Annotated in this window: 12 protein-coding genes and 1 pseudogene; 7 read left to right on the forward strand and 6 right to left on the reverse strand. The window is 71.6% G+C overall.

Annotation, left to right across the window (positions count from 1 at the left end; genetic code table 11):
* The first annotated feature begins 23 nt into the window (after positions 1-23).
* The 3 genes from ACWFRJ_RS28750 to ACWFRJ_RS28760 all read left to right on the forward strand — a co-directional run bounded on the left by ACWFRJ_RS28750 (position 24) and on the right by ACWFRJ_RS28760 (position 4,053).
* Positions 24-878, forward strand: a complete 855-nt coding sequence (locus tag ACWFRJ_RS28750; protein ID WP_453536996.1) for a hypothetical protein — start codon at positions 24-26, stop codon at positions 876-878.
* Between the two features lie 102 nt (positions 879-980).
* Positions 981-2,012, forward strand: coding sequence for an endonuclease/exonuclease/phosphatase family protein (locus ACWFRJ_RS28755; protein ID WP_453536998.1), 1,032 nt, complete (start codon positions 981-983; stop codon positions 2,010-2,012).
* Positions 2,013-2,022: 10 nt separating this feature from the next.
* Positions 2,023-4,053, forward strand: a complete 2,031-nt coding sequence (locus tag ACWFRJ_RS28760) for an FUSC family protein (RefSeq protein WP_453537001.1) — start codon at positions 2,023-2,025, stop codon at positions 4,051-4,053.
* Between the two features lie 144 nt (positions 4,054-4,197).
* On the opposite strand, the gene ACWFRJ_RS28765 is transcribed toward ACWFRJ_RS28760, so the two are convergent.
* Entirely contained in the window at positions 4,198-5,484 is a 1,287-nt protein-coding gene (locus ACWFRJ_RS28765; RefSeq protein ID WP_453537004.1) for an SGNH/GDSL hydrolase family protein, read from the reverse strand.
* A gap of 180 nt (positions 5,485-5,664) precedes the next feature.
* Here ACWFRJ_RS28765 and ACWFRJ_RS28770 point away from each other — a divergent pair, with 180 nt between their 5' ends.
* On the forward strand, positions 5,665-6,576 hold the full coding sequence (locus ACWFRJ_RS28770) for a LysR family transcriptional regulator (protein WP_453537007.1): 912 nt from the start codon (positions 5,665-5,667) through the stop codon (positions 6,574-6,576).
* Positions 6,577-6,602: 26 nt separating this feature from the next.
* Positions 6,603-7,232, forward strand: a complete 630-nt coding sequence (locus tag ACWFRJ_RS28775) for a MarC family protein (protein ID WP_453537010.1) — start codon at positions 6,603-6,605, stop codon at positions 7,230-7,232.
* 14 nt (positions 7,233-7,246) lie between these two features.
* Here the strand turns inward: ACWFRJ_RS28775 and ACWFRJ_RS28780 are convergent, their stop codons facing one another.
* The 5 genes and pseudogenes from ACWFRJ_RS28780 to ACWFRJ_RS28800 form a co-directional block, all read right to left on the reverse strand.
* Positions 7,247-8,506 carry an ion channel protein gene (locus tag ACWFRJ_RS28780; protein ID WP_453537013.1) on the reverse strand — a complete coding sequence of 420 codons (1,260 nt, stop codon included), beginning with the start codon at positions 8,504-8,506 and terminating at the stop codon, positions 7,247-7,249.
* A 206-nt stretch (positions 8,507-8,712) separates the two neighbouring features.
* Positions 8,713-9,045 (reverse strand): annotated as a pseudogene (locus tag ACWFRJ_RS28785) (DUF7144 family membrane protein); the annotation flags it as partial.
* 247 nt (positions 9,046-9,292) lie between these two features.
* Positions 9,293-10,231 carry an SGNH/GDSL hydrolase family protein gene (locus tag ACWFRJ_RS28790; RefSeq protein ID WP_453537016.1) on the reverse strand — a complete coding sequence of 313 codons (939 nt, stop codon included), beginning with the start codon at positions 10,229-10,231 and terminating at the stop codon, positions 9,293-9,295.
* 133 nt (positions 10,232-10,364) lie between these two features.
* Entirely contained in the window at positions 10,365-10,730 is a 366-nt protein-coding gene (locus ACWFRJ_RS28795) for a PH domain-containing protein (protein ID WP_453537019.1), read from the reverse strand.
* A 129-nt stretch (positions 10,731-10,859) separates the two neighbouring features.
* Positions 10,860-11,321: a DUF5707 domain-containing protein gene (locus ACWFRJ_RS28800; RefSeq protein ID WP_453537022.1), complete on the reverse strand. Its 462-nt coding sequence runs from the start codon at positions 11,319-11,321 to the stop codon at positions 10,860-10,862.
* A gap of 258 nt (positions 11,322-11,579) precedes the next feature.
* Between ACWFRJ_RS28800 and ACWFRJ_RS28805 the strand changes: the two genes are divergently transcribed.
* Both ACWFRJ_RS28805 and ACWFRJ_RS28810 read left to right on the forward strand, forming a co-directional pair.
* Positions 11,580-13,952 (forward strand): histidine kinase, encoded by a 2,373-nt coding sequence (locus ACWFRJ_RS28805; RefSeq protein WP_453537024.1) that lies wholly within the window; start codon positions 11,580-11,582, stop codon positions 13,950-13,952.
* Entirely contained in the window at positions 13,949-14,626 is a 678-nt protein-coding gene (locus ACWFRJ_RS28810; RefSeq protein WP_453537027.1) for a response regulator, read from the forward strand. Before ACWFRJ_RS28805 ends, ACWFRJ_RS28810 begins: the two co-directional genes overlap by 4 nt.
* The last annotated feature ends 18 nt before the right edge of the window (positions 14,627-14,644 follow it).

Below are 14,644 nucleotides of genomic sequence, written 5' to 3' on the forward strand. Positions count from 1 at the left end.
GGGCTTCGGCTTGAGACGTGCTCATGCTCAGACGTCCGCTGTCCGCCCTGCTGCTCGTGCTCGCCTGTGTCCTCGTGCCGCTCGGCGCGCTCTCCACCTGGGCGAAGTACGAGATCCAGGACGCCGATCAGTACGTCGCCACGATGGCGCCGCTCGCCTCCGACCCCGCGGTGCGGGACGCGGTGGCCGACGCGGTCACGGACGGGGTGATGAAGGAGATCGACGTCGGACCGCTGCAGGGCACGGTCGAGTCGTTCGTACGGGACGCGGTGCGGTCCTTCACCGGGACAGCGGCGTTCAAGACGGCCTGGAAGTCGGCGAACCGCGAGGCGCACGCCGCGGTGCAGGACGCCCTCACCGACGAGGCCGACGGGGGCGCCGTCACCATCGACCTCGCACCGATCACCGAGCAGGTCAAGAAACAACTGGCCGACGACGACGTGCCGTTCGCGGACCGCATCCCGGTCGAGCACACCGAAGTGACGCTCATGCAGTCCTCGGACCTCGGTCCCTTCGGGAAGGGATTCCACATGCTCCAGGTGGCGGGCCTCTGGCTCCCGGTCGCCGCGGTGCTCCTCGCCGTGGCCGGCATCTTCCTGGCGGTGCGCCGCCGCCGCGCGATCATCCGCACGGCGCTCGGCGCGGCCCTCGGCGGGGCGGTACTCGCCGTCGCGATCGCGGTGGGCCGGGGCCTGACCCTGGACGACCTGCCGAAGGATGTCTCCCGCCCGGCGGCGGAGGCGGTGTACGACGCGCTGACGTCTTCCCTGAGTGTGGCGGCGTGGGTGATTCTGGGGGTGGGTATCGCGGTCGCGCTGGCCGCGTGGCTGCTGGGGCGCCGCGGATCAGGCGGCAGGTCCAGCCCTTCCGGCGTTTGAGGAGCGGAGTCCGGGGCGTGGTCGGGGAGATGCAACCCTCCCGCACCCCCCGCCGTCTCTAGAGCTAGATTCGCCCAGGACCCCAGAGCGGAGAGGCCGGCCTTGGACAGCGCAACGGCAGCGAGGACGGCCTCCCAGGACGACTGGCCCGAGCCGCAGGCGAAGAGGCGACCCGGGCGACGGCCCGCCGCATGGCTGGCCGCCCTCCTCCTGGCAGGCGTGAGCGCCATCCTCGGCTTCCGCATCGCCGACTCCGACGGCGTCACCCCCGTACCGCAGATCCTCGCCTTCCTGCCGTTCCTCCTCGCCCCGGCGATCGTCGCCCTGCTGCTCGCGGCGCTCGCCCGTTGGCGTGTCGGCCTCGTCTGGGGCGTCATCGTGCTCGGCGGCGTCGCCTGGTTCCTCGAGCCGTACGGCAAGACGGACGACCCCAAAGGCCCTGCCGTCGCCGAGATCCGCGTCATGGCGTCGAACGTGCAGTTCGGCCAGGCCACCCACGGCCTGCTCAAGGCGGTCCGCAAGGAGAAACCCGACCTCCTCTTCGTCCCGGAGTGCGACTACACCTGCTCGGACACCCTGCGCGACGAACTGCCCCGCGCCGACTACCCCTACCGCACCGCGAGCGAGGCAGGCGGCGCCGAGGGCTCGGTGATCGTCAGCAAGCTGCCCCTGAAGAAGGCGAGCGGCCTCGCGGGGACGCTCGGCATGCCCGGCGCCGTGGCCGATCTCGAGGACGGCCAGCAGGTCCGCATACAGCTCGCCCACCCGATGCCGCCGCTGCCCAAGCAACTCGGCACCTGGCGCACCGAACTCGCCGAGATCCGCGACTACGCCGCCAAGGGCAAGCGCGCGAACCGGTCCACGATCATCGCGGGCGACTTCAACGCCACCCAGGACCACGCGGCGTTCCGCGACATCCTGGACACCGGCGGAGTACGCGACGCCGCCCGCCTCGCCGGGTCAGCCCGCACCCCCAGCTGGCCCGCCGACCTGATGTCCCCCCTTGGCACCCAGATCGACCACGTCCTGGCCACCCCGGACTTCTCGGCGCGCGACGCCCGCTTCCTGGAGATCGGCGACACGGACCACCGGGCCCTGGTGGTGGATCTGACGCTGCACGGAGGGGACCGGTAAAAATGGCCGCATGCGCCGCCGCGACTCACCCGCACCACCGGACCCTCCCGCACCACCGGTACCGGGCCCTCGCTCTCTGAGCGGCCTCGCCCCACCCCCCTGGCTGGTCAGGACACTCAAGCCGCAGGCCGCGCCGATCCCCTGGGCCGCGGTGGCGCGCGCGTCCATCGCCCTGGCGCTGCCGCTCCTCGTGGGCCTGGCGGCGGGGCAGCCCGCGTACGGAGCGCTCGCCTCCATGGGCGCCCTCTCCGGAGTCATCGGCGACACCGCCGACGCGTACCGCATGCGGATCCTCAACATCGCGGTACCGCAGCTCTTCGGCGCGATCGGCGTCACCATCGGCTCGCTCGTCTTCGGGCACGGCTGGGTGGCGGTCGGCGTCGTCACGCTCGTCGCCCTCGTCTCCGGGATGATGTCCACGATCGGCGCCGTGGCCTCCGTGTCAGGGCTGCTCCTGCTGCTCAACTCCGTGGTGGGCGCGGGGCTTCCGATGCCGGGCGAGTGGTGGCTGGCCCCCGCCCTCATGACCGGCGGCGGTCTCCTCGTCCTCACCCTCGCCCTCCTCGCCTGGCCGCTGCGGTCCGGCATCCCGGAACGGGCCGCCGTCGCGGCGACCTACCGCAGCGTCGCCGCGCTGCTCGAAGCCGCGGGCACCGACCGTTACGACGACGCGCGCGCGGCCGTCACCACATCCCTGAACCAGTCGTACGACCTCGTCCTCGCCCGGCGCACACGGGCGCACGGCCGCAACCCCGATCTGGTGCGCCTGGTCGCCCAGTTGAACGCGATCACGCCGGTCATCGAGGCCGCGCCCGCCGCGCACCAGTGCGGGGTTCCGATGCCGCCGGAGTTCCCCGCGGAGGTGCGGCGCCTCGCGGACGCGGTGGCGGGCCGCGCCGCGACCCCGATCGCCGGCCCTGACCTGCCCCCGCCCCCCGACCCTTCGACGGACGCCGTCGACCACGCCCTGCGGCACGTCGCCGAACTCCTCAACGACTCCGACCCGCACGGCATCGTGCACATCAAGGCCGACAGCGGGGCCGACACCGGGGCCGACACCGACGGCTTGGGCCGCCCCGCGGTCCTGCGCGTACGAGCCCGCCGAGCCGCCCGCAACGTCATGCTCTCCAGCGCGTCCTGGCGCTACGGCCTGCGGCTCGCCCTCTGCATCGGGATCGCCCAGTCCCTGGTGTCGCTGATCGACGTGCCCCGCTCGTACTGGGTGGCGCTCACCGTCACCTTCGTCCTCAAGCCCGACTTCGGCTCGGTCTTCTCACGGGCGGTGCTGCGGGCGCTCGGCACGGCCGCCGGGCTCGTGGTGGCGGCGGCCGTGCTGTCCCAGGTGCCCCGGGGCTGGTGGGACGTGCCGGTGATGATGGTCCTCGCGGCGCTGATCCCGGCGTTCACGCCGAGGGGGTACGGGTACCAGACGGCGGCGATCACTCCGGTGATCCTGCTGCTCTCCGACGTCCTGAACCACCAGGGCTTCGGCCTCGTCGCCCCGCGCTTGCTCGACAGCCTGATCGGCTGCGGGATCTCGCTGGTGGCGGGGTACTTGCTCTGGCCGGAGAGCTGGCACACCCGGATCGGCGACCGGCTCGCGGACGCGGTCGCCGATACGGCGTCGTACGTCGAGAGCGCGTTCGGCACGGCCGTGGACGCGGCCGCTCGGGCGCGGATGCGGCGCGGTCTTTACCGGGATCTGTCCGTCGTCCGGACGGAGTTCCAGCGTGCGCTGACCGAGCCGCCCCCGATGGGGGCTCGGGCCGCGGCGTGGTGGCCGCTGGTGATCGCCGTCGAGCGGATCGTCGACGCGACCACCGCTGCGCGGGTGCGGATCGGGCACGGGGCGGGGGAGCCGACGCTGACCGAGGTGGGGGAGGTCGCTCGGCAACTCCGTGAGCTGGCTGCGGGGTTGAGGGACTCCGAGACCCTCGAGGAGGTCCCGATCTCGTTCACCATCGGGCCCGAGGGGAGTGTTCTGGAGCAGCTTCGGCAGGAGGTGGTCGCTGCGCGGGCGATTGCTTCGCCGCGGGGGTGACCCACGACAAGATGTCCTCAATCGCCGGACGGGCTGGAGTTTCCAGCCCGTCCGGCGATTGAGGACGAACTCGGCGTAGCCGGTGATCAACGCCCACCAAGGCCCCCGCGCCAGCGGGTTCTCGGGAAGGGGCGGGGTTGGGGACTAGAGCTCTTTCAGGTTCACCGCCCGAGCCATCGCCAGATACCCCGCGTCATTCGGATGCAGGTGATCCCCACTGTCGTACTGGGGGGCGATCCGCTCCCCGTCCGCAGGATCCGCAAGCGCCCTGTCGAAGTCGACATACGAGTCGTACTCCCCCGAAGACCGCACCCACTCATTGAACTCGTCGCTCACCTTCGCCGCCCGCTCCCCATAGTGATCAGAGCCCCCCAACGGCAGCAACGTAGCCCCCACCACCTTGACCCCCTTCGCGTGTGCGGCCCGGATCAACTTCCGGTGGCCCGCGATGAGTTCATCCGCGCTCACCTTCGGCGCGGGCTTGTACGTGGGCGTATCGCTCTCGCTGAAGCCGATGTCGTTCAGGCCCTCGAGGACGACGACCGTCCCCACCCCCGGCAGGTCGAGCGCGTCCCGCCCGAACCGGGCCGTACCCCTCTCGCCGTACCAGGCCGAGTCGTTGAGAACGAGGTTCCCGCCGATGCCGGCGTTGAGCACCGGACGGGGCGTGCCCGCCTTGGCGAGGCGTTCGGCGAGGGCGTCGGACCAGCGGCGGTTGAGGTCGGTGGAGGAGGCGAAACCGTCGGTGATGGAGTCGCCGAAGAGGACGACGCCGTCGTTCCGGCGAGCGCGGTCACCACGGAGATGGCCACTCACGTCCACGCCCGACAGGAAGTACCAGGACTCCGTCGACTCGTCGAACGCCCCCGCCCCGGAGTCCCCGACATGATCGCCCTCCGCCCGGTAACTCGTCGCGAACGACTGCGCGTGGAACGTGGCGGGGCCCGTCGTGCGGGCGAGGTGCAGGGTGACGGTGACCGACTCGAAGGGCTTGAGGTTCAAGCCCGCCTCGTCACTGGAGAGTTGGCCGTGCGCCGGGATCGAGACCGACCGCCTCCCCTCGAACGTGAGCCGCCGCACCGAGCCCTCCTCGACGGCGGCCCCCTTCTCCGTACGCGCGATGGTCGCGCCCGCGATGTGCAGCGGCGATGTGCCGTACGCGTTGGAGAGCCGTATGCGGGCTCTGTCGCCGCCCTGCGTGACGCGTACGACCTGGCGCAGGGTCTGGCCTGAGAATCCGTCCTCCGACCAGTTGGGCTTGAACCCCGTACTTGCGCGCTGCGGCGAGGCCGCCCAGGCGGCGGTCCAGGTCTGGCCGGGCGACGACTCGGCGCCCGATGCGTGGGCCCCCGTGACGGCTACACCGGCCGTCAGAGCGAGCGCGGCAGCGGCGGCGACAGCGGAAGTACGAGTACGAGTGCGCGAAAGCATGTGAGTCTCCGGGGAGTTGGAGGAATTCTGGAGAAGCGACGCCGTCCGTGGACCGGACCGGCGGACCTGACTCCTCCAAGATCCGCCCCCGCCACCCCCCGATCAACGGCGATCCGTGAAACGATCGCCACGCTCAGGCTTATCGATGCAGGTCACAGCCGTACAAGGTGGGGGAGAAGCATGGAACGGCAAGAGCTCGAGACCTTTCTGACCCTCGCCGAAGAACTCCACTTCGGCCGCACCGCCGAACGCCTCCTCTTCTCCCAGGCGCGCGTCAGCCAGACCGTGAAGAAGCTGGAGCGCAAGATCGGCGCCCCGCTCTTCGAGCGCACGAGCCGCAAGGTGGAGATGTCCCCGCTGGGCCGTCAGCTGTACGACGATCTCGCGCCGCTGCACCTGAGGATGGAGGCCGCGGTCGCCCGCGCCAAGGACACGGCGCGCGGTGTCGACGGCGAGCTGACCGTCGCCTTCCTCGGGTCGGGCGCGGGCTCGCTCACCTCCGCGATCCTGGAGACGTTCCGCGCGCGCTGCCCGCGCTGCGACGTCCGGATGCGGGAGACCCAGTACGGGGATCCGCTCGGCGCGCTCCGCAGCGGCGAGGCCGACGCGCTGTTCACCTGCCTGCCCGTCGAGGAGCCCGACCTCACCGTCGGGCCCGTTGTCATCAACGAACCCCGCATGCTGGCCGTGCCCCTCGGCCACCGTTTCGCCGGTCGCGACAGCGTGTCCCTCGAAGAGTGCGCGGGCGAGACCTTCTTCGGCGTCGTCAACGGTGCGCCCGCCTACTGGTGGGACTTCCACATCCCGCCCCGCACGCCCAGCGGCCTCCCGATCCGCCGCGGCCGGTCCGTCGCCGGCTTCCAGGAGCTGATGACGCTGGTCGCCACGGGGCAGGGGGTTTCGCCGGTCGTCGCGTCCGTGGAGAAGTACTACTCACGGCCGGACATCACCTTCGTACCCCTGGACGGCGTTCCGTCGGCCGATGTCGCGCTCATCTCGCGTACGGCCGCCGCGGGCACCCCGCGCCTGGACGCTTTCGTCCGCGCGGTGCGCGACACGGTCGCGGCGAACGGCGGACCCGCAGCGTTCTAGGCGCCGCGCGGTACAGGATGCCGTGCGTGACCGCTGCCCTGACCTATTCCGCCGCCTTCATCACCTTCTTCTCCGTCGTCGGCCCGCCCAAGGTGCTGCTCGCCTTCGGCGGCCTCGCGCAGAACCACCCGGTCCGCGAGCTGCGCACGATCGCCCTCGTCTCGTCCGGGGCGGCCGTCGTGGTGGGCCTGATCGCGGGCATCACCGCGCCCTGGCTCCTCGAGCTCTTCCACATCTCCACCCCCGCTCTGCAACTCGCGGGCGGTGTCATCTTCTTCATCTACGCCGTCGGGCTCGTACTCGGCGTCCACCTCGGCTCGGACCACGCGAACCAGGACGCCCCCGATCTCGTCAGCGGCGTACGCGAACTGCTGATGCCGTACATCGTGAGCCCGCTCGCCATGACCGCCGTACTGATCGAGGCGGCGGCCCGCGACACCTGGACCTGGCGTTCCACCGTCGTCGGCGCGTACGTGACCGTGGTCGCCCTGGATCTGGTCTGCGTGGTCCTCCTCGCGCGCGTCCTGCGCAACACACATCACGCCACGATCGAGCTCTTCGGCAGGCTGCTCGGCCTGCTCCTCGCGGCGGTCGGCGTGGACCTGGTCCTCGACGGGCTCGGGGCGCTGGGGGTGCCGGGCCTGAACCGCCCCTGACCTGCTTGACCTGCTCATGAGGCCGTTGGGTGGACCTCTTCCTCCTCCTTGATCAGCATGTCCGGGCGTCCCGTCACCAACAGCCAGGCGGGCAGGGCCGCGAGGCACAGGACGGGAAGCAGTTCGAGGTCCATCACCACCACGGCCGCCGTGAACAGGCTCAGCCAGCCCTGCCGGGTCGTGGCGAGCAGGATGCCGAGGATGGCGCACGTGATCGCCAGGGAGGGCGGTACGGCGTCGACCAGGGCGTGCGCGAACATGCCGAGTGCCACGCCCACGAAGACCGCCGGGAAGATCCGCCCGCCCCGGAATCCGCAGGTCGCGGCCACGCAGAGCGCGAGCAGTTTGACCACGGCGAGCAGCAGCAGGTTGCCCGCGTCGTGGTCGGACGCGTGCGTGGTCAGCTCCTTCATCTCGTCCAGGCCCTTGAAGAGGGTCAGCGGGCCGCCGAGCGCACCCAGGGCGCCGAGCACGAGACCGCCCATGGTCAGCATCAGCACGGGGTGCCCGAGCTGGCGGAAGGCGCGGTGGAGGTAGGGGAAGGCGTACACGGCGCACAGCCCGATCGCGGCCGCCCCCGTGCTGATGACCATGGCGGAGAGTGCGTCGATCCAGCGCGGCCCGCCGTACGCCTCGACGTCGATCTGGAACGACGGGTGCGCGATGAGGACGGTGGTCAGCGCCCCCGCGCCCGCCGCGACGAGCGGCGCGAACAGCCGGTCCCACAGGGGGCGCGGGTCGCCCCCTTGAGCGGTGACGGTCTCGGAGAGGACGAGCGCCGCCGCCACCGGCGTACCGAAGAGGGCGCCGATGGTCCCCGCGGCGGCGAGTGCGACCCAGTCGCTCGCGGGCGTGCGGGGCATGGCTTTCATGCCGAGTGCGTAGGCGAGGGCGATGTTGATCGCCGTGATCGGGTTCTCCGGGCCGAGGCTGACGCCGCCCGCGAGCCCCACGATGACGGCGAGCGCGATACCGGGGAGCACCCGCACGGGCAGCGGCGGATCGACGAGGCCGAGTGCCGCGGGATCGGGCCCGGCGTGCCCGGGGACCTTCCACACGATCAGACCGACGACGAACCCCGCCGCGGTGAGCACGCCGAAGATCCACCCCACTGACGTCCCTGACACCCCGGCCGCGTCCGGCAACGTGTCCCACAGCAGATCCTGCAACCGCTCGGCGACCAGGCTGAGCAGCAGCAGGAGCAGGCTGGACCCGACACCGACGAGCAGGGCGGGCACGACGAGCGGGAGCAGGGCGCGGGCCTGCGGTGTCATGGGCCTCTTCGCGCCCACCTCTGCCTCGCGTCCGGTCAGTGGGCGGTGGGAGGAGGCGTGGGGCCGGTACCAGCGGGGCTACCCGAGCCACCGGAGCCCTCGGCGAACGGGCCGGGGCCGCTGGAGGTGGGCCTGGGGTCCCAGCCGCCCGCCGCCGTGCCGCCCGACGGAACGCCACGGTCACGGTCCCGGTGACGGTCCGGGTGGTCCGTGCAGAGCGCCCAGATGACGAAGACGCCGATGGCGATCGAGATCAGCGCCCAGATCGGCTGGTACGGCAGCCACAGGAACTGCAGGACCACGGCCAGCGACGCAAGCGCGATACCGCTCACCCGGCCCCAGGCCGCGCCCTTGAGGATGCCGTAGCCGGTGATCGCGACGAGGATGCCGAGGATCAGGTGCAGCCAGCCCCACGCGGTGAGGTTGAGCTTGTAGACGTAGTCCCCGATGCGCGCGTAGACGTCGTCCTTCGCGATGCCCGCGATGCCTTCGAGGATGCCGAGAATGCCGTTGACCAGCATCAGGACACCCGCGAACATCGTGCCGCCGGATGCCCAGAGACTCTCGCCGCTGGGGGCGTTGCTCGTACCGCCGCTGCTACTGCTACTGCTGCCGCTGTCACCGCTGCTGCTCATGGCCCCTCTTTTCTGTCGACGGGGTTCACAGCGTGTGACAGCTCTCCGGGGGTGCGCGAGCGGTATTAGGCCGAATGGGGATGACTTCACCCTCGGCGCCCGGAATCACTCGGGCGCGTCCCGAAGCATTGCCCGCGCGTCAGCGACAGCATCACTGGCGCGCGTCGGCGACAGCCCGGGTGATCTCCGCCGCCATCCGCCGGATGCCGGGCGAACGGGTCGGGCAGGGGCGGGACTTGGCGGTGGTGGGCGCCAGGCAGAAGTGCAGGTAGTCGTCGCCGCGATGCAGGGCGGTGCGGCCACGGCCCGGCTCGGTGCAGTACGCGGGATGGTTCCGTTCGTACGTGGTGCACGGCAGCTTCTCGACCCAGGTGTGCCGGTCCGACGCCGGGGCGACCGTGCGGCCCGCGTCGGCGACGATCCCGCCCGATGTCCGGGCCTGCGTCTCGTAGATGCCGTTGACGCGCCGTACGCGATCGGGCGTGATCGGGTCGGGTCCCTGCAGCACCCACACGACGCGCGTCCGGCCCGCCCCGCCCGCGGCTTCGTCGATCTGCGAGGTCAGCGCCTTCGCGTCGGCGGCGTACCGGTCGAAGTACTTCGCCCGCGCCTTGTCGTACGTGATGCCGTCCATGCACGGCGTATAGCCCCACGCGTTGCCCCAGAACTGGAGCACCACGACATCCGGCCGCTCCGCACGCACAAGCGCGGCGGCCTTGTCCTTGTCCGGTACGAGGGAGTCCTCGCCGGTGCCGTCGAGGTAGTCGCAGAGGGTGGTGCCGGAGTAGGGGGCGCTGGTGTAGCGGGCGCCGAGGTCGGAGCGGAGCTGGTCGCCGAGGGCGGTCTGGTTCTCCATTGCGAGAGAGTCCCCGAGATAGAGGACCTTTGGGGCTTTTGTCCGGGACTTTTCCGCAACGCGGGGGCGAACCGTCGACGAGCGCGGCGAGGGGGGTGGGGTGGCGGTGGCGGTGGCGCTGGTCGTGGAGGGGCCCGGGGCGGGGGCCGGGGCGGCCTCGGACGAGCCGGGGTCGCCGCACGCCCCGAGGAGCAGCGCGGCGCCCAGCACTCCCCCGACCCACGACTTGCGCATACGCCAACTCCCGTCCGGGCGACCGAGAGAGGCCTCACGGCCCCCCGAGCGGCCCCAAGGCAAGCACAGACGCACGCGCGTGAGAAGACACCGGGGAGTGCTTCCGGCCTCGCGTCACCTCAGACGTAATCGCTCAGCGCGCCACGTACTGCGTGAGGATCGCCTGTACTTCGTAGATGTCGACGCCCTTGGTGAAGGTCTTCTGGATCGGCTCCTGGGCGCTGGAGATCCAGATCTTGAGCTCGGCGTCGAGGTCGAAGTGCCCGGCGGTCTCCACCGAGAAGTGCGAGATGCTGCGGTACGGAATGGAGTGGTACTCGACCTTCTTGCCGGTTATCCCCTGCTTGTCGATGAGGAGGAGACGGCGGTCGGTGAAGATCATGGTGTCGCGGATCAGCAGAAAAGCGGCCTGCACCTGTTCGCCGTGGCCCAACAGGCGTGCGTAGTCCTGCTGTGCGGTCGCCGGATTGATCGTGTGCGCGTTGCCGAACAGTGCCATGAGAGACCCCCGGTTGAGCTGACTGACAGGAGCTTCCGACTGTAACGCGCGGCCTGTGGCATCGATCCGCGAGTTCGGGACGCACTCCGCTCATCCACGGTCCACCGACCGACCGACCGACCGGAAGCGTCAGCGCGTTACGTCGAAGGTGGCGGCACGCGGCACGAACGTCGTGCCCCCGTCCTTGGCCGCCGCCCGCGCCGAGACGTACCAGGTGCCCTGGTCCAGCTCCGCCGCCTCCTTCTTCGTGACCTTCAGCGTGTAGGTGCAGCGGGACGTGTCGTCCGAAGTGCTGCTGCACGTGGCGCTCTCCGCGCTCCGGAGCTCCGCCTCGGTCGGGTCGAGCTTCGAACTCGCGGGCCACGCGAGGACCTTGAGGCCACGGACGCCCGAGTCGTCGCTCACGTCCGTGGTGAAGGTGAGCGAGCCGGCGCTGGCGCCGTCGGACGACGGGGCGACGTAGCGGGCCGAGCTGTTCTCCAGGGTCGGCTCCGCCGGGGCTGAGTCCGACGCCATGGCGATTCCACCGGCGGCGATTCCGCCGACGACGACAGCGCCGATGAGCGACGAGACAACAATGCGCTTGGACATGGGAGTACCCCTTGAATCAGTAGTGGGAAGTGGCGGGAAGTGCCGCTCGATGTGTTCGAGGCTATGGCGCGGCGCAGGGCGCTGACCTCGGGCTGACGGACGATTGCCGTCTTGAACCAGAGGTAGAGGAGGCCCCGTGGCCGTCCACCGGCCGGGGTGCGCCGCCCGCACCTATAACCCAGGTAGGACGGGCACGGAGCGACATCAGCCTCAAGCCGGAGCCGATCCGCTCACCCGCGGTCATAGCCTTGATCTGTCATGAAGCGAACCGACGACCGGCTGCTCCCGGTCCTGCTGATCTGCGCCCAGGCCGTGGTGTGGCCCGTCGCGCCGCTGGTGCGCGGGTCCGTTCCTTCCGGGGCCGCGCTTCTCGTGGCGGCCCTGGTCGCCACAGTGGTGACGGCCGCGCTCGCCCTTCGCCGTACGCGCCCGATGCTCACCCTCGTCGTGGTCGCAGCCGCCTGTGCGCTGGGCGCCGGGCCGCTGCCCGTCGGGGCGACGGCGGTGCTCGGGACCGCGGGGGCCGCCCTCGCCCTGTTCACCGTGGCGACCGAACGCGACACCTTCACCGCGGTGATGTGCGTGGTGGCGCTCGCGATCTGGCAGCTGCTGCTGGGTATGACGCTGCACGGCCTCAGTGATCAGAACGGACTCGACCTCGTTCTGACCGCTCTCCTCTACGCCGCCGCGTGCGGCGCCGGTCTCCTCGTACGACGCAAGAGCCGCGCACGGCAGGCGGCCCAAGCGCGGCTGAAGCGGGCCGAGGCCGAGCGGCATCGCCTCCCCGCGGTCGAACGGCGCCGTATGGAGCGGGAGTTGCACGACGTCAGCGCCCACCACCTGACGGCCGTGGTGGTCACGGTGGGGGCGGCCGTCGGGCTGCGCGATCGCCGCCCCGAACTTGCCTCGCAGGCAGCGGAGTTCGCGGTCGAGACCGGCCGCGAGGTCACCCGGGCGCTGGGCGCGGTACGGGCCCCCGCGCCCTCCCGCGAGGAACTGCCGTCGCCGCAGGAGCGGTTGCGGGGCCTGGTCGCGGGCTTCCGCCGCCTCGACCAGCAGGTGGACATGGAGATCGACCCGCTGCCGGACGGCGCAGTCGCCGACGCGGCGTACGGCATCGTGCGCGAGGCGCTGACCAACGTGGCACGGCACGCTCCCGGTGCGTATACGAAGGTCCTGTGCCGGTACGGCGAGACCCGCACGGACGTCGTGGTGACAAGCACCCCACCGCGGGCCGACCCGGCGGTCCAGGCCCAGGACCGCCGCACCGTGGGCCTGGGCGGGGGACGCGGCCAGGGGTTCCTGCGGTCCCGGGCGCGGGAGGCGGGCGGCAGCTTGCACAGCGGCCCGACGGAGGAGGGCGGTTGGGAGGTACGGGCGGTCCTGCCCGGCCGGACGGCGGCCCCGGTGGAGCGTTCCGTGACAAGGAAATACCGCCTCGCGCAGCTGACGGCGGCAACCGGCCTCGTCCTGCAACCGCTGTTCCCGGCACTGGTGATCACGTCGGATACGGCGTCGAACGCCCAGCACGTGTCCGCGGGCGTGCTCTTCGCGCTCCTCGCCGGCGCACAGGCGGTCGCGCTGCTGTGGCTGCGCCGGGCGCCCCGCGCCGCTCAGATCGGCCTGCTCGGGCTCGCCCCGCTGTGGCCGGTGGCGATGGCGGCGGGCGACTACACCGGTCCCGCGGCCCTGCCGCCCGCGCTGAGCATGCTCGCCACCTGCGTGGCGCTCGCCGCGGACGCGGCACGTCGTACGTCCCCTGCCGTGAGCCGGGCCCTGGCCCGGGTCCTCACGCTCGCGGCCGTGGTGGTGCACGCGGGGTCGGCCACCGCCGCGGTCCTTGACCGGGGTACGACGGCCCCGGCCTGGGCGGTCGTCGCGTGCGCGATCGCAGGAGCGTCCGTGGCGGTCGGCGCGGCCCGCCGGGTCGGGGCTCTGGCGCGCCGACGCGACTCGGCTTCCAGGGACGCTCAGGAGGAACGCCTCGCCACCTGGACCGAGGAGGCCGTCAGGGACGCGTGGGCCGAGCGCCGCCGGATCGCCGCGGGCCTGGAGACCACGGTTCTCGCACGCACCGCGGACATGGTCACGGAGGCGGAGGCGGGCAGGCTCGACGAGACGGCCGAACGGGCCCGTGACGCGTTGGCGGCGATGCGCGCGTTGCTGGACACGGTCCGGGAGGAGGAAGGGGCCGAGGACGGCGACAGGGACGGGGGCGGGGACAGGGGCGGAGCTCAGGAGAGAGAAGGCGATCTGCGTCCGCAGCCCACCCTCCAGGCCCTCGACCTCCTTGCCCAGCAGGTCAGGGCGACCGGCCGCGAAGTGGAGGTACGGCTGACCGACCGCGTGCCGGACCGCCTCCCCACCGCCGTGGACCTGGCCGCCTACCACGCCGCCGAGACGCTGCTCGCGACCGGCGGCGACGAGCCCGCGGTGCTCGTACTGGACGCGGACGGGGATACGTTGACGCTGACGGCCACCGGAGTGCCCAGTTCCGCGGTACCGCTCGTACGAGAACGGCTCGCGACCCGGGTCGAGGCACTCGACGGCACCCTGACCACGACTCCGGCGGGCACGATCAGCCTCGGGCTGCCGCTCGGGTCGCGGACTGATGAAGAAGGGGAACGATGAGCCTGAAAGTGCTGGTCGTCGACGATCAGGGCATCGTACGGGCGGGGTTCGCCGCCGTGATCGACGCCGAGGACGACATGACGGTGGTCGGCGAGGCGGCCGACGGCGTCGACGCGGTACGGCTCGCCGCGGAGCTCGCGCCCGATGTGGTGGTCATGGACGTACGGATGCCCGAACTCGACGGCATCGCCGCGACCCGGATCATCACGGGCCGCGCGGACGCGCCTCGGGTTCTGGTCCTGACCACGTTCGACCTCGACGCGTACGTCTTCGACGCGCTGCGCGCGGGGGCCTCGGGGTTCCTGCTCAAGGACGTACACGCGTCCGAACTGCTCCACGGCATCCGGGTGGTGGCGGCAGGCGAGAGCGTGCTCGCCCCGTCCGCGACCCGCAGACTGATCGGCCACTACGCGTCAGGTCCTGTCACCGGCGCGGGCGCGAGACCCCACGACCTGAACACCCTGACCGGCAGCCAACGCAACGTCCTCGCCCTGCTCGCGTCCGGCCTCAACAACGCGGAGATCGCCGAGGAGCTCGGCATCACGGTCGGCACGGTGAAGTCCCACGTGAACGCGCTCCTGCGCAAACTCGGTCTGCGCGACCGGGTACAGGCCACGATCCTCGCGTACGACCTGGGCCTGGCCCGCCCCAACCCACCGGGCCCCCGCCTCTGACGACGCCCCGCGCCCGCA

Source organism: Streptomyces sp. NPDC055239 (genome assembly GCF_053606205.1).